General features: G+C 66.6%; 23 protein-coding genes. 12 read left to right on the top strand and 11 right to left on the bottom strand.

Annotated elements, in window-relative coordinates:
- Window positions 1-33: 33 nt before the first annotated feature.
- Together FOC84_RS08115 and FOC84_RS08110 are read right to left on the bottom strand one after the other, a co-directional pair.
- Window positions 34-1047, bottom strand: coding sequence for a FecR domain-containing protein (locus tag FOC84_RS08115; RefSeq protein ID WP_254241935.1), 1014 nt, complete (start codon window positions 1045-1047; stop codon window positions 34-36).
- A 14-nt stretch (window positions 1048-1061) separates the two neighbouring features.
- Window positions 1062-1580 carry a sigma-70 family RNA polymerase sigma factor gene (locus FOC84_RS08110; RefSeq protein WP_173143979.1) on the bottom strand — a complete coding sequence of 173 codons (519 nt, stop codon included), beginning with the start codon at window positions 1578-1580 and terminating at the stop codon, window positions 1062-1064.
- A 732-nt stretch (window positions 1581-2312) separates the two neighbouring features.
- On the opposite strand from FOC84_RS08110, the gene FOC84_RS08105 reads away from it, so the two are divergent.
- The gene (locus FOC84_RS08105) at window positions 2313-2969 is read left to right on the top strand and encodes an HAD family hydrolase (RefSeq protein WP_173143978.1); all 657 of its coding nucleotides are present in this window, start codon (window positions 2313-2315) and stop codon (window positions 2967-2969) included.
- Window positions 2970-3002: 33 nt separating this feature from the next.
- Here FOC84_RS08105 and FOC84_RS08100 read toward each other — a convergent pair whose 3' ends face one another.
- Window positions 3003-3482 carry an Lrp/AsnC family transcriptional regulator gene (locus FOC84_RS08100; RefSeq protein WP_173143977.1) on the bottom strand — a complete coding sequence of 160 codons (480 nt, stop codon included), beginning with the start codon at window positions 3480-3482 and terminating at the stop codon, window positions 3003-3005.
- 165 nt (window positions 3483-3647) lie between these two features.
- Here FOC84_RS08100 and FOC84_RS08095 point away from each other — a divergent pair, with 165 nt between their 5' ends.
- From FOC84_RS08095 to FOC84_RS08070, 6 genes are all read left to right on the top strand, one after another.
- The gene (locus FOC84_RS08095) at window positions 3648-4442 is read left to right on the top strand and encodes an HpcH/HpaI aldolase family protein (protein WP_173143976.1); all 795 of its coding nucleotides are present in this window, start codon (window positions 3648-3650) and stop codon (window positions 4440-4442) included.
- A gap of 43 nt (window positions 4443-4485) precedes the next feature.
- Window positions 4486-5688, top strand: coding sequence for a pyridoxal phosphate-dependent aminotransferase (locus FOC84_RS08090; protein WP_173143975.1), 1203 nt, complete (start codon window positions 4486-4488; stop codon window positions 5686-5688).
- A gap of 36 nt (window positions 5689-5724) precedes the next feature.
- On the top strand, window positions 5725-6909 hold the full coding sequence (gene argE, locus FOC84_RS08085) for an acetylornithine deacetylase (RefSeq protein ID WP_173143974.1): 1185 nt from the start codon (window positions 5725-5727) through the stop codon (window positions 6907-6909).
- Window positions 6910-6950: 41 nt separating this feature from the next.
- Complete coding sequence (locus tag FOC84_RS08080) at window positions 6951-8267, top strand: MFS transporter (RefSeq protein WP_367949486.1); 1317 nt, start codon at window positions 6951-6953, stop codon at window positions 8265-8267.
- A gap of 224 nt (window positions 8268-8491) precedes the next feature.
- On the top strand, window positions 8492-9139 hold the full coding sequence (locus tag FOC84_RS08075) for an OmpA family protein (protein ID WP_173143973.1): 648 nt from the start codon (window positions 8492-8494) through the stop codon (window positions 9137-9139).
- A gap of 69 nt (window positions 9140-9208) precedes the next feature.
- Window positions 9209-9529 (top strand): 4a-hydroxytetrahydrobiopterin dehydratase, encoded by a 321-nt coding sequence (locus FOC84_RS08070; protein WP_173143972.1) that lies wholly within the window; start codon window positions 9209-9211, stop codon window positions 9527-9529.
- On the opposite strand, the gene FOC84_RS08065 is transcribed toward FOC84_RS08070, so the two are convergent.
- The 6 genes from FOC84_RS08065 to FOC84_RS08040 form a co-directional block, all read right to left on the bottom strand.
- Window positions 9526-10014 carry a MarR family winged helix-turn-helix transcriptional regulator gene (locus FOC84_RS08065; protein ID WP_173143971.1) on the bottom strand — a complete coding sequence of 163 codons (489 nt, stop codon included), beginning with the start codon at window positions 10012-10014 and terminating at the stop codon, window positions 9526-9528. The genes FOC84_RS08070 and FOC84_RS08065 overlap by 4 nt on opposite strands.
- Window positions 10011-10238, bottom strand: coding sequence for a hypothetical protein (locus FOC84_RS08060; protein ID WP_173143970.1), 228 nt, complete (start codon window positions 10236-10238; stop codon window positions 10011-10013). Before FOC84_RS08060 ends, FOC84_RS08065 begins: the two co-directional genes overlap by 4 nt.
- Window positions 10235-11860, bottom strand: coding sequence for an FAD-dependent monooxygenase (locus FOC84_RS08055; RefSeq protein WP_173143969.1), 1626 nt, complete (start codon window positions 11858-11860; stop codon window positions 10235-10237). Before FOC84_RS08055 ends, FOC84_RS08060 begins: the two co-directional genes overlap by 4 nt.
- A 121-nt stretch (window positions 11861-11981) precedes the next feature.
- The gene (locus tag FOC84_RS08050) at window positions 11982-12680 is read right to left on the bottom strand and encodes a DUF6776 family protein (protein ID WP_173143968.1); all 699 of its coding nucleotides are present in this window, start codon (window positions 12678-12680) and stop codon (window positions 11982-11984) included.
- Between the two features lie 147 nt (window positions 12681-12827).
- A complete protein-coding gene (gene murU / locus FOC84_RS08045) occupies window positions 12828-13514 on the bottom strand; it encodes an N-acetylmuramate alpha-1-phosphate uridylyltransferase MurU (protein ID WP_173143967.1) in 687 nt (228 codons plus the stop codon).
- Window positions 13514-14554 carry an aminoglycoside phosphotransferase family protein gene (locus FOC84_RS08040; RefSeq protein WP_173143966.1) on the bottom strand — a complete coding sequence of 347 codons (1041 nt, stop codon included), beginning with the start codon at window positions 14552-14554 and terminating at the stop codon, window positions 13514-13516. The genes murU and FOC84_RS08040 overlap by 1 nt, the downstream gene beginning before the upstream one ends.
- 169 nt (window positions 14555-14723) lie before the next feature.
- Here FOC84_RS08040 and FOC84_RS08035 point away from each other — a divergent pair, with 169 nt between their 5' ends.
- Genes FOC84_RS08035 through rsmA form a run of 3 tightly spaced genes read left to right on the top strand, consistent with a single transcriptional unit; the run spans window position 14724 to window position 19525 of the window.
- Window positions 14724-17120 (top strand): LPS-assembly protein LptD, encoded by a 2397-nt coding sequence (locus FOC84_RS08035; protein WP_173150010.1) that lies wholly within the window; start codon window positions 14724-14726, stop codon window positions 17118-17120.
- Window positions 17117-18715: a peptidylprolyl isomerase gene (locus FOC84_RS08030; RefSeq protein ID WP_173143965.1), complete on the top strand. Its 1599-nt coding sequence runs from the start codon at window positions 17117-17119 to the stop codon at window positions 18713-18715. Before FOC84_RS08035 ends, FOC84_RS08030 begins: the two co-directional genes overlap by 4 nt.
- Window positions 18716-18733: 18 nt before the next feature.
- Window positions 18734-19525, top strand: a complete 792-nt coding sequence (gene rsmA / locus FOC84_RS08025; protein ID WP_173143964.1) for a 16S rRNA (adenine(1518)-N(6)/adenine(1519)-N(6))-dimethyltransferase RsmA — start codon at window positions 18734-18736, stop codon at window positions 19523-19525.
- Between the two features lie 57 nt (window positions 19526-19582).
- Here the strand turns inward: rsmA and FOC84_RS08020 are convergent, their stop codons facing one another.
- The gene (locus FOC84_RS08020) at window positions 19583-20725 is read right to left on the bottom strand and encodes a glycerate kinase (RefSeq protein ID WP_173143963.1); all 1143 of its coding nucleotides are present in this window, start codon (window positions 20723-20725) and stop codon (window positions 19583-19585) included.
- Window positions 20726-20831: 106 nt separating this feature from the next.
- Here FOC84_RS08020 and pyk point away from each other — a divergent pair, with 106 nt between their 5' ends.
- Window positions 20832-22274 (top strand): pyruvate kinase, encoded by a 1443-nt coding sequence (pyk, locus tag FOC84_RS08015; RefSeq protein WP_173143962.1) that lies wholly within the window; start codon window positions 20832-20834, stop codon window positions 22272-22274.
- A 52-nt stretch (window positions 22275-22326) separates the two neighbouring features.
- On the opposite strand, the gene FOC84_RS08010 is transcribed toward pyk, so the two are convergent.
- Window positions 22327-23556: a nucleoside recognition domain-containing protein gene (locus FOC84_RS08010; protein WP_173143961.1), complete on the bottom strand. Its 1230-nt coding sequence runs from the start codon at window positions 23554-23556 to the stop codon at window positions 22327-22329.
- Between the two features lie 153 nt (window positions 23557-23709).
- Here FOC84_RS08010 and FOC84_RS08005 point away from each other — a divergent pair, with 153 nt between their 5' ends.
- Window positions 23710-25965, top strand: coding sequence for an acyl-CoA dehydrogenase (locus tag FOC84_RS08005; protein WP_173143960.1), 2256 nt, complete (start codon window positions 23710-23712; stop codon window positions 25963-25965).
- The last annotated feature ends 1 nt before the right edge of the window (window position 25966 follow it).

Raw genomic sequence — 25966 nt, 5'->3', positions numbered from 1 at the left:
CCCGAACGGGAAACCCCCAACCCTCAATGCCCATCAAGAAATATTTTTGACCGGCATCGCCCTGCCTTGCACTGTCACCCAGAAGCGGCTCCGGTAGACCACCTCCACGGGCGGTCCCAAGGTCAGGTTATGCAGGGCCCGATCTGTATCCAGCAAAGAGAAGATGCCGCTGACTTTCAGGTTGGCCACCTCGGGATCGCAGCGCAGCCAGCCGCGCCGGTAACGCGCCAGCTCGGCGACGAAATCGCCCACGCGCATGCCGTCCGCCACCAGCACGCCGCGAGTCCAGGCCTCTGCGTTGACGGACGCGGCCTCGGCGGCGTACACCTCATCAGCCGAAAACGCGGCTTCCTGGCCGGCGTCGATCCGGACCTTCGCGGCAGGCGCGAGGCGCGGCCGCAATTCCACCGCGCCCTCGAACACTGACACGCGCGACGTTTCGCCGTTTTGCCGCAGCGTGAAACGCGTGCCCAACGCCTGCACCGTGCCATCGCGGCCCTGCACCAGAAACGGCCGATGCCGCCCCGAAGGATCGGGCGCAGTCGTCACCCGGATGGCCCCCGCGCGCAGGATGACCCGCCGCTCTTCGGCCGTGAACCGCAGATCGATAGCCGATGCATTGTCCATCACCACCTGCGTACCGTCCGGCAACGCCAGCGACCGGATGTCACCCGTGCCCGTGCTGTGATCGGCCACGGCGATCCACCACGCCTCAACTCCGCTAGCCCGGTAGGCTATCCCCCCGGCCACCAGCCCGGCTCCCAACAGTTTCAAGGCCTGGCGCCGGCCGGTCCGGGCCCGGGCCACGGGCTCATGCAGCGCGGCGCGCGCCATCGCCGGCGGCACGCCTTGCAGCTTGCGCTCGAAAAATTGAAGTTCGCCCCAGGCGCGCTCGTGGTCCGGATGCTGCGCGCGCCACTCTGCATAGGCGCGCCGGTCGTCCTCGCTGACGTCTGGCGCCCACATGCGCGCCATCCATACGCTGGCCTGCCGCAGGATCTCGGCGTCCAAAGGTCTTTGCGCGGCATCCTGGCCGGAGGCGGGCATGGCTTGGGGCTGCATCAACGTGCTACGCCGAGCATGGCCTGATGGCATGACAGCAAGCCGGCGGCAATATACTTCTCCACCGACGACACCGACACCTTCAGCCGCGCGGCGATATCCCGATAGGTCATGCCGTCTATCTTGCACAACAGCAGCGCCGTGCGGACATTGGGATGCAGGCCGCGCAAGATGGTGTCGATCTCGAGCAAGGCTTCGACCGCCAGCGCTCGCGCCTCTTCGGAGAACTCCTGATGCAGGGGCCCCTGGGCCAGCACTTCCATGCACGCGGCCTCGATCTGGCGGCGCCGGTACAAATCGATGACGAGCCCGTTGGCGATCTGGGTCAGGTGGCGGCGCGATTCGTCCACGGGCGGAATGCGGCCCGAACGCATGACGCGCAGATAGGTATCGTGCGCCAGATCCGCCGCATCGAACGCATCGCCCAGGCGCCGGCGCAGCCAATTGCGCAGCCAGCCATGATGGCTGGCATACAGCGTCTCGATCTCTTGTTGTTGCGTGAACTCCGAGGCGGCCACGTTCTTCGTCCTGTGTCTGGCGGCCCCGACTGGAACCTCATTTGTAAAATAAGAATTATTCTCAATTTTATAGCATAAGCGTGACAGCGCCGACCGCTACCGGCGTCCAGCGGGCGCCTCGCTTTCCAGCTCGCGTAGCCGCTGCAATTCGGGCACCTGAACACTCGGGTACTTGTTCTTCCACGGGTAGCACATGGCGTTGCTACGCATTCAAGAGGGCGCATACCCGGACTAGGCACCGTGTGCTGACGCGTTTTGATCCCGTCGCCCATCAGGCGCGGGTCAAGGACCTGTTGCTTGTGCCTAGGGAAAAGACCTTCGCCCCAGCGGCTTCGTTCCGCTATTCGCCCGATTACAAGGTGCCCACTCGATCAGCAGTACAAGCACTGAGTCCCTCGGTTGCGATGGGCTGTTTGCTTGCCTGTTTTTAAACCGCCGCAATGGGTAACCTGTTCATATGCGGCCGGATGCCATCGCTGCCGTGACGATATGGCGAGATCGGCGCTCGCCGAATGCCTCAATCTCTTCGACAAGCGCTTCGTGCATGCGTGCGGCAGCCGTGTCCAACGGCCTGCGCGGCGAGGATCGCCAAGAGCGGACCATTATCGCGGGGTAGGCTGATCGCGGATGGACATGGTTAAGTTTGGTCTTAATTCTGGGTAAACGCAGGCTGAATCACAGCGGGCTCGCGGCTCTATATAGTGGGTTCGTTGCCGCCCGAGAGAGCCACGCATGTCCAGTCCCTCCCTTATTTCCGCCTATCCCAGGGCAGTGCTGTTCGATCTGCTCACCGCCTTGCTCGATTCCTGGGCCATTTGGAACCGCGCCGCGGGTTCCGAGGCCGCCGGACGGGCCTGGCGCGCGGAATACCTGCGCCGCACCTATGGTTGCGGCGCTTATCAACCTTATGAGCATCTGGTGCAGGAGGCCGCGTCCGCGGTCGGCCTGCCGGCGGCGGCGCCCGCCGCGCTGGAGGCGGGCTGGGACGAGCTGCCCGCCTGGGATGGCGCCCGTGAACTGCTGCAGGCGTTGCGGCCGCATTGCCGTCTGGCCGTGGTCACCAACTGTTCCGTCCGCCTGGGGCGGCGCGCCGCCAGCTTGCTGGGCGTGGACTGGGACGTGGTGGTGACGTCGGAGGAAGCGGGTTACTACAAGCCCGATCCGCGCCCCTATGAACTGGCATTGGCCCGATTGCAGGTGCAGCCATCCGAGGCCGCGTTCATCGCCGGTTCGGGTTACGACATGTTCGGCACCAGCAAGGTGGGCCTGCGCACGTATTGGCATAACCGGGTGGGACTGACGCTGCCCGAAGGCGCGGCGCGGCCGGAGCGGGAGTCCACGCGGCTGGAAGCGGCGCTGCCGTGGCTGGAACGGTTCAACGCGGCCTGAAGGCTGACCGCCGCCGACACGCAGGACCTTGCATCAGTCCGCGGGCAACGAAATCGCATCCCCCAGTCCCTTGACCTCCTTCAGCACGAAGGAGGTGTAGACCTCCTTCACGCCGGGCAGGGCGCCCAGCACGTAGCGCGCCAGATCGCCGAAAGCGTCCAGGTCGCGGGCGATGACCGTCAACTGGTGATCGTAGCGGCCCGACACGCAATGGCAGGTCAGCACCTCCGGCACGTCCTTGATGGCGTCCTCGAACGCTTTGACGTGTTCGGCGTCTTTTTTATCCAGCGAAACCCAGACGAACGCGGTCACGCCGAAGCCGAGCTTCTTGACGTCGACCTCGGCCCGGTAGCCGCGGATCACGCCTTCGTCCTCCAGCCGCTTGACGCGCCGCCAGCAGGGCGAGGGCGTGAGCGAAACGCGCTCGGCCAGATCGGCGCTGGACAGGCGTCCGTCGACCTGCAAGGCGGCCAGGATCCGCAGGTCCGTGGGGTCGAAATTCTTGCTTTGCACGATTTTTCCAAGAAATTGAAGGTTTCGCTAATTTCAATCCAAAATATTACACATTTGCGTCAAAAATTCGGAAATATTCGCGATTCTGCTCCGGTATCTTTGTTCGGTTGTTGGAGGGGGCGTCGACGTCATGAATGCTCCCCGTTTGAACACTATGGAGCAGACATGAAAGATCCGAATCCGATCCGCAAGGCGCTGCTGGCGCTGCTGCCGTCCGAGGGCTGCTGGCTGACGCTGGCGAGCCCGGCGGCGGCCGAGGCGATAGCGCATTGCGGCTTCGACTGGCTGGTCGTCGACATGGAGCATGCGCCCAACGACGTGGCGGGCCTGACGGCGCAATTGCAGGCCATCGACGCGGCGCGCGCGCATGGCGCCGCCGCGCATCCGATCGTGCGCGTGACGGTGAACGATGCGGCGCTGGTCAAGCGCGCGATGGATTGCGGCGCCCAGACCATCATTTTCCCGAACATCGACACGGCCGAGGACGCGCGCCGCGCCATCGCGGCCATGCGTTTTCCCTTTGAGGGCAATGGCGGCGTGCGCGGCGTGGCGGGGCTGGTGCGGGCAGGCATGTACGGGCAAGACCCTTCCTACGTCGGGCTGGCCAATGAGCAGGCCTGCGCGATCCTGCAGATCGAATCGGCGCAGGCGGTGCGCAACGTGGCAGCCATCGCCGCCTTGCCGGGAGCGGACTGCCTATTCGTCGGCACGGCCGATCTGGCGGCCAGTCTGGGACGGCTGGGCGACATGGCCCATGCCGAGGTGCGCGAGGCCGTCGGGCGCGTGATCGAAGCCGGCCGCGCGGCGGGCAAGGCGGTCGGCATCTTCGCCAACGATCCCGACGAGGCGGCGCGTTACCGCAAGCTGGGTGTGCAGTTCATCGCCCTGCATTCCGACGTGGCCTGGCTGGCCCGGGGCGCCCGTCAGGCGCGCGCGCAGTTCAGCGAGGCTTGCCGCTGAAGCGGCGGCGCGATCTCTTTCTTCTGGCAAGACAGGAACAGGCATGAATAACGCAGTATCTTCCGGCGGCCTCGGCGCGACCGCGCGCGCAGGCGTGCAGACCTTGCGTTCGTCGCAAATCCGCGAAGTCGCCAATGCAGGCATGGGCCGCGCCGATGTGCTGCCCTTCTGGTTCGGCGAGCCCGATGAGCAGACGCCGCCCGCGTTCCGCGAGGCGGCCATCGCCCATATCGCTTCCGGGCAGACCTTCTATGTACAGACCCTGGGCGTGCCCGCTTTGCGCGAACGCCTGGCCGGATATGTGAGCGGGCTGCACGGCCAGCGCGATGTGGACAACATCGCGGTGACCAGCTCGGGCACCTCGGCACTGATGACGGCCGTGCAGGCCATCGTGGGCGCGGGCGACCACGTGGTCGCCGTGACGCCGCTGTGGCCCAATCTGGTGGAAATGCCCAAGGTGCTGGGGGCGCGCGTGACGACGGTTGCGCTGTCGTTCTCCGAGAGCGGCTGGCGCCTGGACCTGGACGCCTTGCTTGGCGCGCTGACGCCGGACGTGCGGGCGTTGCTGGTGAATTCGCCGAACAATCCGACGGGCTGGGTGATGACCGCCGAGCAGCAGCGCGCGGTGCTGGAACACTGCCGCAAGCACGGCATCTGGATCATTTCCGACGACGTCTACGAACGCTACTACTACGAAGGCGCGGTGGCGCCTACCTTCCTGGACATCGCCGCGCCGGACGACCGCGTGGTCAGCTGCAACTCGTTTTCGAAAGCCTGGCTGATGACGGGCTGGCGCGTGGGTTGGGTCGTGGTGCCGCGCGGGCTGCTGCCGGAGATCGGCAAGCTGATCGAGTACAGCAACACCTGCACGCCCGGCTTCGTGCAAACCGCCGCGCTGTGCGCGCTTGAACAGGGCGAGCCCGTCATCGCGCGCACGGTGCAGCGCCTGCGATTGGCGCGCGACCACCTGGCGTCGAAACTGTCGCAGGTGCCGGGGGTCGAGCTGGCCGGCGCGGCGCCGGGGGCGATGTACACCTTCTTCCGCATCCGCGGCGTCTCGGACAGCCTGGCGTTCTGCAAGGACCTGGTCGTGCGCGGCGGGCTGGGCCTGGCGCCGGGCATGGCTTTCGGTCCCGAGGGCGAGGGCTATCTGCGCTGGTGCTACGCCAGCGCGCATGAGCGCCTGGATGAAGGCGTGGCTAGACTAGCGCGCTTTCTGGATGCGGCGCGGGGCGAGACAGCCTGAGCGCCGGCGCCAGACCTCAACCTTAGGGTGCGACCCATGAATATTGCAGAGCTTCCGCGTTCCCTGGAATGGATAGAACGGCTGGTGCGCTTCGACACGACCAGCCGCCTGTCCAATCTGGGCCTGATCGAAACCGTGCGCGACCATCTGGCTTCGGCCGGCCTGGCGCCCAGGCTGATTTACAACGCCGACGGCAAGAAGGCGAATCTCTTCGTGACCGTGCCCGCCGGCGACGGCGGCACGCAGGGCGGGGTGGTGCTGTCCGGCCATACTGACGTGGTGCCGGTGGACGGCCAGGCCTGGAGCAGCGATCCGTTCGCGCCCGAGGTGCGCGATGGCCGCCTGTATGGCCGCGGCACTTGCGACATGAAGGGCTTCATCGGAACGGCGCTGGCCATGCTGCCGTCGTTCACGTCGCGGCGCCTGCGCGTGCCGCTGCATCTGGCCCTGAGCTACGACGAGGAGGTCGGCTGCCTGGGGGCGGACGCGATGCTGCGCGAACTGGCGAAGCTGGAGATCCGGCCCGACAGCTGCATCGTTGGCGAGCCCACGGACATGCGCGTCATCTCGGCGCACAAGAGCAGCAATCTGTACCGCTGCACCGTGCACGGGCAGGCCGCGCATTCATCCCTGACGCCGCGCGGCGTCAATGCGATCGAGTACGCGGCGCGCGCCATCTGCCACATCCGCGACATGGCCGATGGCCATCGCCAGAACGGCCCCTTCGATCAGGATTTCGAGGTGCCGTACACCACCGCCAACACCGGCACGATTTCGGGCGGCCTGTCCGTCAACACGATCCCGGACCGCTGCCAGTTCGAATTCGAATTCCGCACCATCCCTGGCGTGCTGGCGCCAGACGTGATCGGCGGCCTGCGCCGCTACATCACCGGCGAGCTGCGCGACCGCATCAAGGCGGAGAACCCGCAGGCCGACATCGAGCTGGAAGCGCTGGCCGAGGTGCCCGGTTTCGATACCGCCGCGACCGCCGAGATCGCGCGGCTGGCGCAGGCGCTGACCGGCGCGCGCGGCACCGAGAAGGTGGCGTATTGCACGGAGGCCGGCCTGTTCCAGCGGGCCGGCATGACGGCGGTCATCTGTGGCCCCGGCAACCTGCAGCAGGCGCACCGGCCGGACGAGTATGTCGCGCTGTCGCAGATCAGCCTGTGCGAACAGTTCATGGAAAAGCTGGCGGGCCATCTTGCGATGGCCGGGCGATGAGTTGAATCGATAGTTACTCTTCAAAAAAAACAGAGGGAAAAATGGCTTATTCGGAGAAGACAACGTGGAACGCGGCCGCCGCCGGCCGCGGCAACGCGGCGCCAGCAGGCGACCGGCGCGCCCAGGCGCGGCGCGCGGTGATCGCCGCGTCCATAGGCAATGCGCTGGAATGGTTCGACATGATCGCGTACGGCACTTTCGCGCTGATCATCGCCAAGCTTTATTTTCCGTCGGCCAGCGAGAGTTCCTCGCTGCTGCTGGCGTTGGCCACCTTTGGCGTGTCGTTCCTGATGCGGCCGCTGGGCGCCATCGTGCTGGGCAGTTATGCCGACCGGGCCGGCCGCAAGGCGGCGCTGACGGCATCCATTTTCCTGATGATGATAGGCACGCTGATCATCGTGGTGGTGCCCACGCATGCACAGATCGGGGTAGCCGCATCGATCATCATCTTGGTCGCCCGGCTGATCCAGGGCTTTTCGGCGGGCGGTGAATTCGGCAGCGCCACGGCCTTCCTTATTGAATATGCGCCGGACCGGCGGGCCTATTACGCCAGTTGGCAGGTCGCCAGCCAGGGCGCGGCGATCCTGCTGGCCGCCTTGTTCGGCGCGGTGCTCAATGCGACGCTGACCCAGGCCCAGCTGGAAAGCTGGGGGTGGCGAATTCCGTTCGTCTTCGGCCTGTTGATCGCGCCGGTGGGCTACTACATCCGCCACCACATGGATGAAACGCCGGAGTTCAGCGCGGCAGAGGCCTCGGCTTCGCCGCTGAGTGACATGTTCGCGGGCCAGAAGCTGCGCCTGCTGGTCACCGTCGGCTTCGTGGCGCTGGGCTCGGTGGGCAATTACCTGGCCCTGTACATGCCCACGTACTCGATCCGGCAACTGGGCCTGCCGCCCACCATCGGCTTTCTGGCGACGTTGGTCACGGGCGTCATCATGACGGTCGGCGCGCCATTCGTGGGCGCGCTGGCTGACCGGATCGGACCCGCGCGCATCATGATGGCCGCGGCCCTGTCGACCGCGCTGTTGTGCTATCCCTTGTTCTATCTACTGGTGTCGTATCCGACGGTGGGCGTGCTGATGATCGTCCAGGTCATCCTGGGCGTCCTGGCGACGGCGTACTTCGCGCCCATGCCGGCGCTGATGTCCGCCATCTTCCCCGTGCAGGTGCGCACCACCGGCCTGTCCCTGGGCTACAACATCGCGGTGACGATCTTTGGCGGCTTTGCGCCGTTCATCCTGACCTGGCTGATCGCGACCACCGATTCCAAGCTGTCGCCGAGCTACTACCTGCTGGCCATCGCGCTCATGGCCATGGTGTCGCTGAACGTGGCGCGCCGGACGTTCCAGCAGCGTTAGACAGCCAAAGCCGGCCTTCCCATCGGAGGCCGGCGGTGCGCGGCGGGCGGAATGTAGCCTATTGTTGCGCGACGCGGCCTGCGCGGCCCGGCCGTTATCCGTTCCGGGAAGCGGCCGCGCAATCCTCATGGCAGTACAAAATGTTGCTGGTCTTGCGTCCCGCGCTTGCTAGCATGGTCAGGCCGGAATGATCCGGCACACCGACGGGATAAGTGGAGGTTGCCATGAGCTCAAGAACAATATTCAACCGGATTGCGGTCGTTGCGGCGGCGGGTGCCTTGCTGGCAGGATGCGCCACGCAGCAGCAGACCAATACCGCCGTGGGTACGGGCGCGGGCGCCGCGATCGGCGCCGGCATAGGCGCCTTGATTGGCCACGGCAAGGGCGCGGCCATTGGCGCCGGCATCGGCGCGGTGGCGGGCGGCCTGGTCGGCTACAACTGGAAGGTCGTCAAGGACGACGTGCAGAAGTCGGGCGCGTCGTCGCTGGGCATCGACGTGGTCGAAATGCCCGACGGCAGCCTCAAGGTCAACATTCCCAGCGGCGTGTCGTTCGATACCGACAAGACGCAGCTCAAGCCCGCGCTGCTGCCGGTGCTGGACAGCGTGGCGCGCTCGCTCAACCAACATCCTGAACTGCGGGCCAAGGTCGTCGGCCACACGGATAGCACGGGCGCCCTGGCGCATAACCAGACGCTGTCGGTCAATCGAGCCAAGAGCGTGACGGACTACCTCAGCAAGCAGGGCGTGGCCGCGGGCCGCCTGGCGGTCGAGGGCCGCGGGCCGAACGACCCGATCGGCGACAATGCGACCGCCGAAGGCCGTGCGCTGAACCGCCGGGTGGAAATCTACCTGTACGCGGTCCAGCAGTAGGCCTGGGCCAGCCCAGTGTCCAAGGCGGCTGGCGCAACGCGCCGCCGCCTGTTTTTTTTGGAGACCGTCATGAGCATGTTCCCTCCCGCCCGCATCGGCACCGATACCGCCGTGGCCGCCTTGTCCGGCTGGCAGCCCGTGGCGACGCGCGACGCCATCGAAAAGCGCTTCCGTTTTCCCAATTTCAATACGGCATTCGGCTTCATGGCGCGCGTCGCCATGTTCGCGGAGAAGCTGAACCATCACCCCGAATGGACCAACGTCTACAACCGCGTCGACGTGACTTTGACCACGCATGATGCCGGCGGCGTGACCGAGCTGGACGTGCGCATGGCGCAGTTCATGGACGAGGCCGCGGCGCAACTGGGTGCAATCGCGCCCAAGGCTTAGGGCGCGTTCTTTTGCGGCGCGGGCGGGAACAGGTCTTGCGCGCCGTCCGCGTCCGGCTGCAGATGGCCGATGACGCGGTCCAGCATGTCGCCCAGCTGTCGCTGTTCGTCGGCGCTGAGGCAGCCAAAGATTTCCTCGTTGCGCTGGGCGATCAGGTCGATGACGCGCTGGTATTGCGCCAGGCCGGCCTGGGTCGGCGCCAGCACCACGCCGCGGCCGTCGGAGGCAGACATGGTTTTTTCCACCAGGCCGCGGTCCACCAGCGCCTGCGCCGAGCGGCTGGCCTGGCCCTTGTTCAGATTGGCCGCGCGCGCCAGGTCGTTGACCGAGAGCGGCGCGTAGCGGCCGATGGCCGCCAGGCAGCGCGCCTCGCCTAGCGGAATGCCGCAGTCTTCCAGATAGGCGCGATTCGTGTCCCTGTCCGTGATCTTGTTGAGCACGTGCAGGCGGTAGGTCAGGAATCGTTCGAGGGCGGGCGGGTTCACGTTGGGCGGGCTGGGGCGGAGGCGGGATAGTGTGCCACAGGGCCGTTGGCCAGGCAGGCGGCTTCCGCCTGCGCCAGCAGCGTGGCGGCGTCGCGCGCATCGCTCAATCGGGCCAGCAGCGACAGGCTCAGGATCGACAGGAAGAGCGGCGCCTGCTCCTCGCCGACACGCGTCAGGGCCTGCGCCATGGCGGTATAGACCTGGTCCAGTTCTTCGTTGTTCATGCTTGCTGTTCCTTGGGCGTATCCAGGGCGATCGAGGGGTAGTAGGGCTTGAGCGCGGCGCGCAGGGCCGCGGCCGCGGGGGCGATCCAGCGGCCCAGCACGTAGCCGTCCGGCCGCAGCAGGTAGACGCTGCCGGCTTGCGCGCCGTAGTGCTGGCGCAGTTGCCCGTGCGGGTCCTGCAGGGCGTCCTTGCCCGTTTTCAGCACGCGCAGCGGCCGGATCGCATCGCGGGTGGCGGTGGCCAGCGCGTCCAGTTCGGCTGCCAACCGGGCGTCCGGGTCCAGCGCCAGCGCCACGAAGCCGGCCCCGAAGCAGGCGCTGAGATGCAGCGGCGCGCCGCCATCCTGCAGCAGTGCTTCGGGCGCGGGCTGGCCGGGCGCGGCGGCGGCGCCGGCTTGCGGCGCGCCGTCATCCAGGTTCAGCGGCGAGGCGTCGTAGGAAATGGGCGCGGACTGCCGCGGGTTGATGAGCTGGCGCACGCGCTCGTCCGTCAGCGCCAGGCGCAGTGCGGCCTCGCGCATCAGGCGAAAGCCAAAGTCTGGCGGGGCCATGAATTCGGTGCTCTTGGCGCCATAGGCCAGGTTCTGGCGGGTGGCGTGCACGCGCTCCACGCTGTAACTGTCCAGCAGGCTGTCGGGCGCTTGGCCTTGCAGCACCCAGGCCAGCTTCCAGGCCAGGTTGCCGGCGTCGTCCAGTCCCGAGTTCAGGCCCCGCACGCCGAAGATCGGCACCAGGTGGGCGGCATCGCCGGCGAACAGCACGCGTCCATGGCGGTAGCTGTCCAAAGTCAGGCACTTGGCGTTGTAGATGGAGATCCACAACGGCTTCCAGGGCGCGGTCTCGCCGATCATGTCCAGATGGCTCTGCACGCGCGGCAGCACGTTTTCCGGCTTGACCGCCTCTTCGGGGTCCTCGTCGTCCCGGATCTGGTAGTCCACCCGCCAGACATTGCCGGGTTGGCGGTGCATGAGCAGGGTGGAACCGGGGTTGGACGGCGGATCGAACCAGGCCAGGCGTTCCACGGGGCGGCTGGACTCCTGTTCGATGTCGACGATGACGTAACGTCCTTCGTACTGCATGCCTTCCAACTTCAGGCCCAGGGCTTCACGCACGGTGCTGCGGCCGCCGTCGCAGGCGATCAGCCAATCGGCGCGCACGGTCTGGCGGCCGCCTTCGGCGTCCACTTCGGCGGTGACGCCGTCCGCGTCCGTGCGCAGGCCGGCAAGCCGCGCGGACCAGCGCAGCGCGGCCAGTGCCGGATGGCGCTGCATGGCCTGGTGGGCGTATTCCTCGACCGCATACTGCTGGATGTTGACCATGGGCGCGTAGCGCTGCAGCGGATCGTGCGGCATCTCGAAATGCAGCACCTCGTTGTTGCGGTAGTAGCTGCGGCCTCCGGTCCAGGCCAGGCCGGTAGCCATCAGGGGGCGGTCGGCGCCGACCCAGCCCATGATTTCCTGCGATCGCCGCGAGATGCAGATGGCGCGGCTGCCACTGCAATAGTCGTCGTCGGCCTCCAGCGTCAGCGAGGCGATGCCGTATTCGGCCAGCAGGGCGGCCAGCGTCAGGCCGACGGGGCCGCCGCCGGCGATCAGGACGGGAACGTGTGCGGGTAGCGGCATGCTGTCTCCAGATATTGGTTGTTCACGCAACTATATTCGCAAGAAGTTGTGTGCGCAACTACTTTGGCAAGACAAAAAAAACCCGCCAGATCAGGGCGGGTCTTCGGGATGGCGCGGCGTATCAGTTGCGCACGTAATAGATACGCATCGCCTGTTGTTTCTGGGCGCCGTCCAGCACGCGCAGCACCACGACCTTGGCCGTGAAGCCGTCGGGCAGCTTCAACTGGCCCAGCGAATAGTCGTAACGGTCGACGTTCAGGGCGGGGCCTTCCGGCGTGACGGTGGCGGCACGGCCGTTGGGGTAGGTGCCGTCGATGGAGAAGGTCAGCGTGCCCTTGAACGGCGCGCCCTGACGGTCTTCGCGCATGACCAGCACCTGGTAATCCAGCAGGCCGGGCGCGCGTTTGAAGGTAGCCGAGCGGATGCCGAGGTTGCCGCCGCGAGGATCGGCCGGCATGGCGTCCTGGAACAGCACCAGTTCCTTGTTCAGCGTGTCGATCTTGCTGCGGGCCTCGGACAGGTCGGACGTCAGTTTCTCGTGGCCGGACTTGTTGGCGTCGCGCTGCTGGGTGGCTTCCTCGAGCTGGCTTTGCAGACGCTGGCGTTCCAGGTTGGCGGTGCTCAGTTCGCTGTGCAGCTGCTCGGACTGCTCCACCGTCAGGCGTTGCGGGCCGTAGTTGGTCTGCAGGAAGAGCACGCCGCCGGCGCCCAGGGCGATGCCCACCAGCAGCAGGACCAGCCAGCGCGGCATGCGGCGCGTGCGTTGGCCGGGCTGGTACACGGAGGGCTTGAATACAGCCCGTTGCGATCTTCCAAACATCCCCATTCCTAGAAAACTTCCTGTGTATTTGCTTGCCGGCGCGCTGCGCGCGCAGGCCAAAGCGCTAGAGAATACCCCGTTAGCCGGGACCGTTGGGTGCGCGGACAAGCCTGGTTGCGCACCTTGATATTGTGAAATATGTGGACATCAGCGGGTCTGTCCGTTGAGTTCCGCATCCAGGTCCGCCAGCCGCTGCGGCGTGCCGACATCCGTCCATTTGCCTTCGTGGCGCGCGCCGCGCACCAGGTCGCGGGCCATGGCCTGCCGCAGCAAGGGCGCCAGGGGCGCCGCCGCGCCCCGGAGGACGTCGGCGAACAACGAGGGATGGTAGACGCCGATGCCCGCAAAGGTCAAACGAGGTTCGCCCTGGGCATGGACGCTGCCGTCGGTATCCAGGCGGAAATCGCCGGCGGGATGCTGGGGCGGGTTGTCCACCAGCAGCAGCCAGGCGCCGCCTGCGGGGACGCCGCGCGCCAGATCCGCCGCTGCGGCGGGATCCCAGTCGCACCAAACGTCGCCGTTGACGACCAGGAAGGGTTCGTCGCCCAGCAGCGGCAGTGCCTGGACGATGCCGCCGGCGGTTTCCAGCGCGACGGCTTCGGCCGAATAGCGGATCCGTACGCCCTGCGCGCTGCCGTCGCCCAGCGCCCGTTCGATTTCGTGGCCGAGCCAGGCGTGGTTGATGACGACGTCGCGGATGCCGGCCGCCGCCAGCCGCCGCAGATGCCAGACGATGAGCGGCTGGCCGCCCACGGCAAGCAGGGGCTTGGGCAGGCGGTCGGTCAGCGGGCGCATGCGTTCGCCGCGGCCCGCCGCAAGGATCATGGCCCGCATCAGAAGGTGTACCCGACGCTGACCTGGCGATTCTCCAACTGGTCCAGCAGGCGCAGCAGCGGCGTGAAGACGCCGTAGCGCTGGGCGACCTGACGCACGTAGCCGTTCATGCGCGGAATGTGGGCCAGGTAATGCGCCTTGCCATCGCGGTGATTCAGGCGGGCAAAGACCCCCAGGATACGCAGGTTGCGTTGCAGGCCCATCCATTCGTAGGCGCGGTGGAATTCGGCGAAATCCGAGTCCACCGGCAATCCCGCCGCCCGCGCCATTTCCCAGTAACGGATGGCCCAGTCCAGCTGCTGGGGTTCTTCCCAGGTGGTGCGGGCGTCGGTCACCAGCGAGGCCAGGTCGTAGGTGATGGGGCCGACCAGCGCATCCTGGAAGTCGATGATGCCCGGATTGGGGCCGTACTGCGGCTGGTCGCAGACCATCAGGTTGGGCGAGTGGTAATCGCGGTGCACCAACACCTGGGCCTGCCCGCCATTGCTGGTGGACAGCAGCGCGAAGATCTTGTCCAGCGCGTTCGCGGTCTTGTCGTCCAGCGTCACCCCGTGATGCTTCTGCACGTACCACTCGGGGAAGAGTTTGAGTTCGTCGGCCAGGCGGGCCGTGTCGTAGGTGCCCAGGCCGGCGGTGGACGCCTGCTGCAGGCGGACCAGCGCGGCCAGGGCCTCGCGGTACAAGGTCTGCAGCTCGCTGTCCGGCAGTCCCGCCTGGATGCGCTGGTAATAGGTCTGCTCGCCCAGGTCGGACAGCAGCAGCAGGCCCTGGTCCAGATCCTGTTCCAGCACGGCGGGCACGTTCAGGCCCACGTCCGCCAGCAAGCGGTCCACATGCAGGAAGGGACGGCAATCCTCGTGGGCGGGCGGGGCGTCCATGACGATCAGGGTGCGCTCGCCGGCGTCCAGCCTGAAATACCGGCGGAAGCTGGCGTCGGCCGACGCCGGGCGCAGCGTGTCAATGGCCAGGTTCAGGCTGGCGGGCAGGCTGCCCAGCCAGTTGCGGATCTGCTCCAGGCGGGGGTCGTAATCGTTTTTCAAGGAAGATCCGTGTCAGAAAGGCAATATTGCTGAGAATTGTGTCCCGAGCACATAAGTCTGGGCCTATGGCGCGGCTTCTCTATAATACCGGCTCGTTTCCGTTAGCATTGGCCCTCCGTGGGTGCCGGTGTCGCGTTCCCACCATCGTCAAAAAGGGCTGTTTTCACTCGTGCGCAAGGTTCGATGGTTGATCCTCTCTGCTGTCAGTGTCGCCGCCGGAGCCGTCCAGGCCCAAGGCAGCCAGGGCAGCGTTCCCGCCGCGTCGTCGACCTCGGCGACTCCTGTGTTGCGCACTTCGCCGGGCCTGCGGATGCACCGCTTGCCGGACGACAGCATTCCCGCCTTCATGGAGGCGGACAGCATTGATGGCGATCCGGATTCCGACCTGACCCTGACCGGCAATGCCCAGGTGCGCCGCATCGACAGCGTGATCAAGGGCGACCGCATCAACTACCGCAAGGACACGGGCGAAGTCGACGTACAGGGCAGCGCGCGCATGATGCGCGACGGCACCTTGGTGATCGGGCCGAGCGCCAAGTTCAACGTCGACAAGTCCTCGGGCGAAATCGAAAAACCCAATTTCTGGATGGGCGCCAACGGCGGCTTTGCCGTCGCCGACCATGCGGACATCTTCAGCCGGTCGCAGATGCGGTTGCAAACGGTGACGTATAGCGGCTGCGCATGCGAAACACCGTCCTGGTACATCAAGGCCAAGACCGTCGACATCGACTTCGACGAGAACGAAGGCGTGGCGCGCAGCGGCGTGCTGTATTTCAAGGACGTGCCCATCCTGGCATCGCCCTACATGACCTTCCCGGTCAAGAAGGAGCGCAAGTCGGGTTTCCTGATGCCGACCTACGGCACGACCAGCCAGGGCGGCTTGGATTTTTCGATTCCGTATTACCTGAATCTGGCGCCGAACTACGATCTGACCGTACAGCCGCGCTACTTCTCCAAGCGCGGCGTACAGCTGGGCGGGGAGTTCCGCTATCTTGGGCCAGGTTATACGGGCACAGTGGTAGGCACCTATCTGCCCAATGACAAGCTCACTGACAGCGACCGCTGGATGTACTTGTGGCGTCACCAGCAGACGTTTTCGCATGGATTCTATGCAGATTGGGATGTCGCCAAAGTTTCGGACGATAACTATTTCCGCGATATCTCCCAGCTGGGTCTGAACCAGGCGTCCACTACTTACTTGCCGCAACGCGGCCGCGTGGGTTGGGCTTCGGACTACTGGAGCACCTACGTCCAGGTCTACAAGTACCAGACGCTGCAGGACCCCGATGCGCCGTTGGTTCCTCCGTACGACAAGGTACCCGAGCTGTATTTGCGTGGCGCACGCTACGACTGGGGCGGTTTTGACGTCGATTGGACTTCCACCGCCGTACGCTTCAGCATTCCTAATGTGGGTGGCGTACGCCAGGGACCTCAGGGCGATCGCCTGCAAACGTACCCGACGGTTTCATATCCGATCGTGAAACCGGGCTGGTTTATCGTGCCAAAGGTAGGCGTGAACTACACGCAATACCAGACCAGCTGGTACGGTAAGGATTGGCTGCGCTTGAACAGCGGGACTGCGGATGCGGGTACTTCGTTTGGGTATCCACGGTCTCAATCTCGGACGGTGCCGATCATGTCGGTGGACTCCGGCTTGGTTTTCGAGCGCGATACCTCGCTCTTCGGCAAGGCGTCCATCCAAACCCTGGAACCGCGCCTGTACTACCTGTATGTGCCGTACCGCGACCAGTCGAAGATACCTGTATATGACACATCGCTGGCGGATTTCAGCTTTTCGCAGGCGTTCGAAGAGAATATTTATTCTGGCGGCTGGGACCGCATCGCGAATGCGAACCAGCTGACCGCGGCGTTGACGACGCGCTGGCTGGATGCCAACACCGGTTTTGAGCGGATGTCGCTCGCTGTTGCGCAACGGCTGTACTTTGCAGACCAGAAGGTGACGCTGCCCGGCGAGATTCCCCGCGAAAACGTACGCTCGGACTTCCTCGTGGGCGCCAGCGCGGCCCTGACCGACACGCTCAGCACCGATGTCGCCGCGCAATACAATCCCTACGACAACAACTGGTCGCGCGGATTGATCAGCGCGCGCTGGACGCCGCAACGTTTGACGACGGTGGCGGTGTCGTACCGCTACCAGCGCGATCCTCAACCCGGCGTTCAGTATCAGGCGCAGGGGCAGAACCAGGTGAGCCTTGCGGTGCAATGGCCGTTCTCCAAGCGTTGGTATGGCGTGGGACGGGTGGATTATTCGCTGCGTAGTGGTCCCTCCAGCACGCTGGCCGACACGACGGATTCGCCCCGCGTCACGCAGGCGATCGCCGGCCTGGAGTACAAGGGAGATTGCTGCTGGGTGGGCCGCGTGGTCTACCAGCGATACGCGGTCTCCGCCACGGACGCCAACTCGGCACTGTTCTTCCAGCTTGAGCTGACGGGCCTGGGTTCCCTGGGAACCGACCCGATGAACCTGCTGAACAGAAGTATCCCCGGCTACTCGCGCGTTACGCCGCCAGTGCCCACCGGGACCACATTTGAAAGGTATGAATGATGCGTAGGTTGCACTCTTTGCGCCGCCTCTCCGGCAATGCGCTGCTGCTGGCCGTGTGCGCCGGCTTGCCCGTGGCCCATGCGGCCGAACAGGGTGGCAAGGCGCCGACCAATGGCGCCAAGCCGAATTCCACCGCGCAGAAGAGCGCCGCGCCCGCGCCGCAGCGCGAGCAGTTCGTCGACGGGATTGCCGCCGTGGTGGACAAGGACGTGATCACGCTGCGCGAGCTGCGTGACGCGTCCTTGCGTATTTCGGGTGAGTTGAAGACTCGCGGCATCCAGGTGCCGGACGACCAGACCCTGCAGCACCAGGTGCTGCAACGCCTCATCATGGAACGCGTGCAGCGCCATGAGGCTGATCGCCTGGGCATACGCGTGGACGACGCGCAAATCGATCAGGCGATTCAGACCATCGCCAGCCGCAACAAGATCACCGTGGCCCAGTTGCGCCAGGAGATCGAAAAATCCGGCACGAACTGGGATGGCTACCGCAAGGCGCTGCGCGACGAGATCCGCACGGATCGCCTGCGCCAGCGCGCGGTGGATTCCACCATTGTGATTTCGGATGCCGAAGTCGATGCTTTCCTGAAGGATCAGCGCCGCAATCCGGCGTTCGGCGCGGCCCCGCAAGCGGCCCCGCAACCGCAGGCCCAACCGCAGGCCCAGCAACAGCCCGAACCCCAGCAGGCGGCAGCGCCTTCGGGGCCGATGCTCTACGCCCTGGCCCAGATCCTGGTGCGCGTGCCCGAGGGTTCGTCGCCCGAGCAATTGGCGGCGCTGCGCAAGAAGGCCGAAGGCCTGCTGGCGCAAGCCAAGCGTGGCGACGACTTCGCCAGCCTGGCCGCCGCGGCCTCGGACGGCCCGGAAGCCCTGCAGGGCGGCGTCATGGGCGTGCGTCCGCTGGACGGCTGGCCCGACCTGTTCGTGAAGGCTGTCGGCAACTTGCAGAAAGGCCAGGTCAGCAGCCTGATCCAGAGCGGCAATGGTTTCCACATCATCAAGGTGATGGACCGGGGCACCGCCCAGCCGGCGCCCGCCCGCACCGCCCGCGCCCCGGCGCCGGCCCAGGCGCCGCAGCCCGCCGCCGCGCCCGCGCAGGCACCTGCGCACCAAGGTCCGGTGGAAGTGATGCAGACCCGCGCGCGCCACATCCTGATCAAGACCTCCACCGTCATGAGCGACGAATTGGCGCGCCAGCGCCTGGAGCAGGTGCGCCAGCGCCTGGTGAGCGGCGGTGCCAAGTTCGAGGACATGGCGCGGCAGTATTCGCAGGACGCGACCGCTCCGCAAGGCGGCGAATTGGGCTGGCTGAACCCAGGCGAAACCGTGCCGCCGTTCGAGGCCGCCATGAACGCTTTGAAGCCGGGCGAAATCAGCCAACCGGTTCAATCGCCTTTCGGCTGGCACCTGATCGAAGTGGAAGAACGCCGCCAGCATGACGCCACCGACGACATGGCCCGCATGAAGGCCCGTCAGATCCTGTTCGAACGCCGCGCCCAGCCGGCTTTCGAAGATTGGCTCGAGCAGCTGCGAGCTCAGGCGTATATCGACAATCGCCTGGAAAAGCAGCAGAAGATCCAGCAGAACAACCGCTAAACGCACTACAGGCTTTACATGTCCCAGCACCAGGCGCGCAAGCGCTTTGGCCAGAACTTCCTGACCGACGAGAGCGTCGTCGAGTCCATCGTCCGGGCGGTTTCGCCCGCCCGCGACGATACCGTGGTCGAAATCGGCCCAGGCTTGTCCGCGCTTACCCGGCCGTTGCTCGAACGCCTGGATCACCTGACGGCGGTCGAGATCGACCGCGACCTGGCGGCGCGCCTGCGCAAGCAGTTCGACGCCAGCCGCCTGACCGTGGTCGAGGCCGATGCCTTGACCGTGGATTTTTCCCAATTCGGACCGGCGCTGCGTGTGGTGGGCAACCTGCCCTACAACATTTCCAGCCCGCTGCTGTTCCACCTGATGGGCTGGGCCGACCACGTCCGCGACCAGCATTTCATGCTGCAGCGGGAAGTGATCGACCGCATGGTCGCGCAACCGGGGTCGGGCGACTTCAGCCGCCTCTCGGTAATGCTGCAATCGCGCTACCGCATGCACAAGTTGTTCGACGTGCCGCCGGAAGCCTTCGATCCGCCGCCCAAGGTGGTGTCGGCGATCGTGCGCATGGTGCCCTTGCCGGCTGATCGCCTGCGTCCGGTCAGCGAGCGCGCCTTCGAAACGGTGGTTGCGCGCGCGTTTTCGCAGCGCCGCAAGATGCTGCGCCGGGTGCTGGCGGACTGGGCCGCGCAGGTGCCCTGGGAAGCGCTGGACATCGCGCCCACGGCGCGCGCCGAGGATATTTCGGTGGACCGGTACATGCGCCTCGCGGATGCGCTGGTGGCGGCCGGAGTGCTGCAAGCCCAGTGAAGCTGGACCCGCAAAATGAAAGAAGCCCGCGCAAGCGGGCTTCTTTCATTTAGGTTCCTACAACATGCGTTTCTGCGCGGTCATCCAGAGTTGCATGACGTCGCGGGCACGGTCGGCCAGCAGTTTTTCTGCGTCGGTGAGCGCCTGCTGCAGCGTGATGGGGCCGGGCGCCAGACTGAACGCGGCGCTGATGCCGCAGCCGTGCAGCGCTTCGTAGCCTTCGCCGAGCGAGCCGGCCAGCGCCACCACGGGCACGCCGGCGCGCTGCGCGATTTTCGCCACGCCGGCTGGGGTCTTGCCGCGCAGGGTCTGCGCGTCCATGCGCCCTTCGCCGGTGAACACCAGGGCCGCGCCCTCGACCGCCTGGGCCAGGCCGCCCAGTTCCGCCACGATCTCCACGCCGGGCCGGAATTGCGCGTTGAGGAAGGCCTTGGCCGCGAATCCCAAGCCGCCTGCCGCGCCCGCGCCGGGGTGATCGCGGTGGTCGGCCCCCAGGTGCCTGGCGCACACATCGGCGAAATTCGTCAGCATCTGGTCCAGCGCCAGCACTTGTTCGGGCGTTGCGCCTTTTTGCGGGCCGAACACGTGCGAAGCGCCCTGTGGGCCGCACAGGGGGTTGTCCACGTCGGAGGCGATGTCGATGCGGATCTCGGCCAGGCGCGGATCCAGGCCGTGGGTATCGATGCTGACCAGCTTGCCCAGCGCGCCGCCGCCAGGCGGCAGGCTGCGGCCGTCCGCGTCCAGCAGACGCACGCCCAGGGCCGTCAGCATGCCGGCGCCCGCGTCGTTGGTGGCCGATCCGCCGAGGCCCAGGATGATGCGTTTGGCGCCCGCGTTCAGGGCGGCCAGCATCAGTTCGCCCACGCCGTGGCTGCTGGCGCGCATCGGATCGCGCTTGGCAGGGGCGATCAGTTCCAGGCCCGCCGCCGCGGCCATTTCGATCACCGCCGTGCCGTCTTCCAGCAGCCCCCACACGGCGTCGACCTTGTAGCCCAACGCATCGTTCACCGTGAGCTGGCATTCCTTGCCGCCGGTCGCCGCGAGCACGGCTTCGACCGTGCCTTCGCCGCCGTCGGCCATCGGAATGCATACCGTGTGGGCGCCGGGAACCACGGCTTTCACGCCGCGCGCAATGGCTGCCGCGGCATCGGGCGCGGACACGCTTTCTTTGAAAGAGTCGGGGGCGATGACGATTTTCACGGGTTCAGTCGAGCTCGTTTTTTGGTTGAGGTGATGCCCATGATACCTGCGCGGGCGCGGCCGGCGTACCATAGCGTTTTTGTTGTTTTAGCGAGAGTGGATCGCCATGCCCGTATTGCGCCGCACCAAAATTGTCGCCACCCTGGGACCTTCGACTTCGACGCCTGAACGCATTGAAGCGCTGATCCGCGCGGGCCTGGACGTGGCCCGCCTGAACTTCTCGCATGGCAGTGCGGACGACCATCGCGAACGCGCCCGCATGGTGCGCGAGATCGCCGCCAGGCAGGGGCGTTTCGTCGCCATCATGGGCGATCTGCAAGGCCCCAAGATCCGCATCGCGCGCTTCACCGACAAGCTGGTGCAGTTGCAGGTCGGCCAGCCGTTCACGCTGTCGCGCGTGCACCCCAAGGAGGCCGGCACGGCCAGCATCGTCGGCATCGATTACCCCGAGCTGGTGCAGGACTGCCGCGTCGGCGACGAGCTGCTGCTGGATGATGGCCGCGTGGTGCTGGTGGTGGACCGCGTCGAAGGCGACGAAGTCCACACCACCGTGACCGTGGGCGGTCCGCTGTCGAACAACAAGGGCATCAACCGCCGCGGCGGCGGCCTGTCCGCGCCCAGCCTGACCGACAAGGACCGCGTCGACATCAAGCTGGCCGCGGAAATGAATCTGGAGTACGTGGCGGTGTCGTTTCCGCGTTACGGCAGCGACATCGACGAGGCGCGCACGCTGCTGGCGGCCGCCGGCAGCCAGGCCTGGATCATCGCCAAGATCGAGCGCGCCGAAGCCGTGGCCGACGACGAGGCGCTGGACGCGCTGATCCGCGCCAGCGATGGCGTGATGGTGGCGCGCGGCGACCTGGGCGTGGAAGTGGGCGATGCCGAACTGGTGGGCATCCAGAAGCGCATCATCCAGCACGCGCGCACCCTGAACAAGGTCGTCATCACCGCGACGCAGATGATGGAGTCCATGATCTCCAGCCCCATGCCCACGCGCGCCGAAGTGTCCGATGTGGCCAACGCGGTGCTGGACTACACCGACGCCGTCATGCTGTCCGCGGAAAGCGCATCGGGGCAATATCCCGTGGAAACCGTGCAGGCCATGGCCCGCGTCTGCCTGGGCGCGGAAAAGCATCCCACGTCCACCAAGTCGCATCACCGCCTGGGCGAGACCTTCACGCGCTGCGACGAGACCATCGCGCTGGCGGCCATGTATGCGGCCAACCATTTCCCCGGCGTCAAGGCCATCATCTCGCTGACCGAAAGCGGCCATACGCCGCTGATCATGTCGCGCATCCGCTCGGGCGTGCCGATCTACTGCTACAGCCCGCACAGCGCCACGCAGAACCGGGTGGCCATGTTCCGCGGCGTCTACACGATTCCGTTCGCGCCGTCGGACTACGAGCCGGCCGACCTGAGCAACGCCGCCATCGATGAACTGCGCAAGCGCAACCTGGTGCAGACCGGCGATTGGGTGATCCTGACCAAGGGTGACTTCTACCGCGACAGCGGCGGCACCAACGGCATGAAGATCCTGCTGGTGGATTGATGCGGCGGGGCGGGGGCGCCATGCCGGCGCTCCCTGCCAGCCCCGGCGGGTCTCAGCCGAAGAACCAGTAGCACACGCCGATGGCCGCCAGCACGCCGGCCAGATCGGCGATCAGGGCGCAGCCCACCGCGTGGCGCGCCCGCAGTATGCCTACCGATCCGAAGTACACCGCCAGCACGTAGAAGGTGGTTTCGGTGCTGCCCTGGACCACCGCGGCCAGCAGCGCGGGGAAGCTGTCCACGCCGAAATGCGTCATGGTTTCCAGCATCATGGCGCGCGCCGCGCTGCCCGAGAAGGGCTTGACCAGGGCGGTGGGCAGGGCGTCCACGAAACGCGTGTCCCAGCCCGCCTGCACCGCCAGCCAGCGGATGCCGTCGAGCAGAAAATCCAGCGCGCCCGATGCGCGCAGCACCCCCACCGCGCACAGCATCGCGACCAGATAGGGCAGCAGGCTCTTGGCGATGTCGAAGCCTTCCTTGGCGCCTTCGATGAAGGTCTCGTAGACAGGAACCTTCTTCCAGGCGCCTACGATCAGGAAGGCCAGGAGGATGCCGAACAGGGCCAAGTTGCCCATCAGCGACGACAGCGAGGCGATGGCGGCGGCCGACATGCTGGCCAGCAGCGCCATGAATCCGCCCATCAGCAGCGCCGCGCCGCCCAGCCACAACATCACGACCGGATCGATCAGGCGCAGGCGCTGGCAGGCCGCCACGGCCAGGAAACCGGCCAGGGTCGAGGCGCTGGTGGCCAGCAAAATGGGCAGGAACACCAGCGTAGGATCTGGAGCGCCCTGCTGCGCGCGGAACATGAATAGCGTGACCGGCAGCAAGGTCAGCGACGACGCGTTCAGCACCAGGAACAGGATCTGCGCATTGCTGGCGGTTTCGGGGGTGGGATTCAGCGACTGCAATTCGCGCATGGCGCGCAGCCCGATGGGAGTGGCGGCATTGTCCAGCCCCAGGCCGTTGGCGGCGAAGTTCAGCGTGATCAAGCCGATGGCCGGATGGTTGCGCGGCACCCCGGGCATCAGGCGCGCGAACAGCGGACCCAGCAGGCGCGCCAGCTTTTCCACCAGCCCGGCGCCCTCGGCGATGCGCAGAAAGCCCAGCCACAGCGTCAGCGTGCCGAACAGCAGCACCATCACTTCCACCGACACGCGGGCCATGTCGAACAGGCTGGCCACCATCAGGCGGAAGACTTCGGGGTCGCCGATGACCAGCCAGCGGTACAGCGCCGCCGCGGCCGCGGTAAGGAAAAAGCCCAGCCAGAGTTTGTTCAGCATGCGGAGACTGCCCGGATAGCGATGGATTGCGCGCTGCGCGCCGAGGCCCATTGTCGCAGAGTCGGCAGGCCGCAGCTTGGCCCGGCGCCGCCAATTCTGGTACTTTGACCTGATACGCCCTGGGGCCTGGGGCCATAACAGTGAGGAAAACTCATGGACTTCAATGCATGGCGCCGGCGCCGCATCTCGGAACCCGCTTACCGCTGGGCGCGCAATGCGCTGCCGGCCATGTCGGCGACGGAGCGCGAGGCCATCGAGGCCGGAGACACCTGGTGGGACGCGGACCTGTTCACCGGCAATCCCGACTGGCGCAAGCTGCTGGACGTGCCGGCGGCCACGCTGACGGCGGACGAGCAGCGCTTCATCGACGGTCCGCTGGCCCGGCTCTGCGCCATGCTGGACGAATGGGACATCACCTGGAACCGCCGCGATCTGCCGCCGGAAGTATGGGATTTCCTGAAGGCCGAACGCTTCTTCGGCATGATCATTCCGCGGCGCTACGGCGGCCTGGGCTTTTCGCCCTATGCGCACTCCGAAGTCGTGCGGCGCATCTCGGCCTATTCCATTACCGCGGGCGTCACCGTCATGGTGCCCAACTCGCTGGGCCCCGGCGAATTGCTGATGCAGTTCGGCACGCCGGCGCAGCGCGACTATTGGCTGCCGCGGCTGGCGGACGGGCGCGAAGTGCCATGCTTCGGCCTGACCAGCCCCGAGGCCGGCTCGGACGCCGCGTCCATGGTGGATACCGGCGTGGTCTGCCGCCAGGTGGTGGACGGGCGCGAATTGATCGGCATCCGGCTGAACTGGCACAAGCGCTACATCACGCTGGGGCCGGTGGCGACGGTGCTGGGCCTGGCTTTCAAGCTGTCTGATCCCGACGGCATCCTGGGCGGCCCCAAGGACATCGGCATATCGGTCGCCCTGGTGCCGACCGAAGCGCCCGGCGTGGAGATCGGGCGCCGCCACCTGCCCGCCATGCAGGTCTTCCAGAACGGCCCTAACCGCGGACGCGACGTGTTCGTGCCGCTGGACGCGCTGATCGGCGGCGCCGAGCGCGCCGGACACGGCTGGCAGATGCTGATGAGCGCGCTGGCGGCAGGGCGGGGCATCTCCCTGCCGTCGCTGTCGGCCGCAGCCGCCGCGATGTGCGCGCATACCACGGGTATGTATGCCCGCGTGCGCGAACAGTTCGGCATTCCCATCGGCAAGTTCGAAGGCGTGCAGGAAGGGCTGGCGCGGCTGGCAGGCAATGCCTATCTGGTGGAGGCCGCCAGGCGGCTGACCTGCGCGGCGCTGAACCTGGGCGTCAAGCCAGCGGTCGTCTCCGGCATCATGAAGTACCACGCCACCGAGCGCATGCGCGGCTCGGTCAACGACGCGATGGACATCCATGCCGGCCGCGCCGTCATCGACGGCCCCAGCAATTATCTGGGCGCGCTGTACCGCGCCGTGCCCATCGCCATCACGGTCGAGGGCGCCAACATCCTGACGCGCAACCTGATCATCTTCGGCCAGGGCGCGATCCGCGCCCATCCTTACCTGATGCCGGAAATCCTGGCGCTGGGCAATCCCGACGAAGACCGCGGCATGGAGGTCTTCCACGACGTGTTCTGGCGCCATCTGCGCCACACGGGTATCAACGCGCTGCGCGCCATCGGCCGCGCCTGGACCGGCGGGATGCTGGCGCCCGCGCCGTCGTCCGGGCCCGTGGCCGGGCACTACCGGCGGCTGGGCCGCTACGCCTCGGGTTTCGCGCTGCTGGCCGACGCCACGCTGGCGCAGCTGGGCGGCGGCCTGAAACGGCGCGAAATGATCTCCGCGCGCCTGGGCGACATCCTGTCCGAGCTGTACCTGCTGTCGGCGGTGCTCAAGCGCTGGGAAGACGAGGGCCGCAAGCACGACGACCTGCCGCTGGTGCATTGGTGCATGGAGCAGGGCTGCGCCAGCATCGAGAAAAGCATGGACCAGGTCTTGCGCAACCTGCCGGGCCGCGTGCTGTCATGGGGGCTGCGCGCCGCCATCCTGCCGCTGCGGCTGGCCAAGGGGCCAGGGGATGCCCTGACCCGGGAATGCGCGGAACTGCTGCTCAAGCCTTCGCCCACCCATGTACGCCTGGCGGCCGACCTGCATCGCGAGGCCGGCGCCGCAGGCGACGATCCGGTGGGTCTTCTGACCCGCGCCTTCGCGCTGGCGGACGCGGTGCAGCCGCTGCGCGACCGTCTGCGCCAGTCCGGCGTGCGCGATTGGCGCGAAGCCCACCTGCGCGGCGCCATCACCGACGCGCAGGCGGCCGAGTTGGAAGAGGCCGAAGCCCTGGTGTCGCGGGTGTTGCAGGTGGACGACTTCGCGCCCGAGGAACTGTCGCCGCAGGCCGCCAAGGCGGCCGCGGCGGACTCGGGGGATGCCTAGA

The organism is Achromobacter pestifer, assembly GCF_013267355.1.
Classification (GTDB): domain Bacteria; phylum Pseudomonadota; class Gammaproteobacteria; order Burkholderiales; family Burkholderiaceae_B; genus Achromobacter; species Achromobacter pestifer_A.
The sequence above is the reverse complement of the archived record's forward strand: the minus strand, read 5'-3'. Positions and strand labels throughout refer to the sequence as shown.

Bases quoted from the DNA above. Each gene is read 5' to 3' on its own strand.
- pyk (WP_173143962.1), top strand. From the start codon at position 20,832: ATGCCCGTATTGCGCCGCACCAAAATTGTCGCCACCCTGGGACCTTCG.
- FOC84_RS08095 (WP_173143976.1), top strand. From the start codon at position 3,648: ATGAAAGATCCGAATCCGATCCGCAAGGCGCTGCTGGCGCTGCTGCCG.
- FOC84_RS08080 (WP_367949486.1), top strand. From the start codon at position 6,951: ATGGCTTATTCGGAGAAGACAACGTGGAACGCGGCCGCCGCCGGCCGC.
- FOC84_RS08115 (WP_254241935.1), bottom strand. From the start codon at position 1,047: ATGCCCGCCTCCGGCCAGGATGCCGCGCAAAGACCTTTGGACGCCGAG.
- FOC84_RS08105 (WP_173143978.1), top strand. From the start codon at position 2,313: ATGTCCAGTCCCTCCCTTATTTCCGCCTATCCCAGGGCAGTGCTGTTC.
- FOC84_RS08090 (WP_173143975.1), top strand. From the start codon at position 4,486: ATGAATAACGCAGTATCTTCCGGCGGCCTCGGCGCGACCGCGCGCGCA.
- FOC84_RS08075 (WP_173143973.1), top strand. From the start codon at position 8,492: ATGAGCTCAAGAACAATATTCAACCGGATTGCGGTCGTTGCGGCGGCG.
- FOC84_RS08055 (WP_173143969.1), bottom strand. From the start codon at position 11,860: ATGCCGCTACCCGCACACGTTCCCGTCCTGATCGCCGGCGGCGGCCCC.
- FOC84_RS08070 (WP_173143972.1), top strand. From the start codon at position 9,209: ATGAGCATGTTCCCTCCCGCCCGCATCGGCACCGATACCGCCGTGGCC.
- FOC84_RS08060 (WP_173143970.1), bottom strand. From the start codon at position 10,238: ATGAACAACGAAGAACTGGACCAGGTCTATACCGCCATGGCGCAGGCC.
- FOC84_RS08030 (WP_173143965.1), top strand. From the start codon at position 17,117: ATGATGCGTAGGTTGCACTCTTTGCGCCGCCTCTCCGGCAATGCGCTG.
- murU (WP_173143967.1), bottom strand. From the start codon at position 13,514: ATGCGGGCCATGATCCTTGCGGCGGGCCGCGGCGAACGCATGCGCCCG.
- argE (WP_173143974.1), top strand. From the start codon at position 5,725: ATGAATATTGCAGAGCTTCCGCGTTCCCTGGAATGGATAGAACGGCTG.
- FOC84_RS08005 (WP_173143960.1), top strand. From the start codon at position 23,710: ATGGACTTCAATGCATGGCGCCGGCGCCGCATCTCGGAACCCGCTTAC.
- rsmA (WP_173143964.1), top strand. From the start codon at position 18,734: ATGTCCCAGCACCAGGCGCGCAAGCGCTTTGGCCAGAACTTCCTGACC.
- FOC84_RS08010 (WP_173143961.1), bottom strand. From the start codon at position 23,556: ATGCTGAACAAACTCTGGCTGGGCTTTTTCCTTACCGCGGCCGCGGCG.
- FOC84_RS08050 (WP_173143968.1), bottom strand. From the start codon at position 12,680: ATGTTTGGAAGATCGCAACGGGCTGTATTCAAGCCCTCCGTGTACCAG.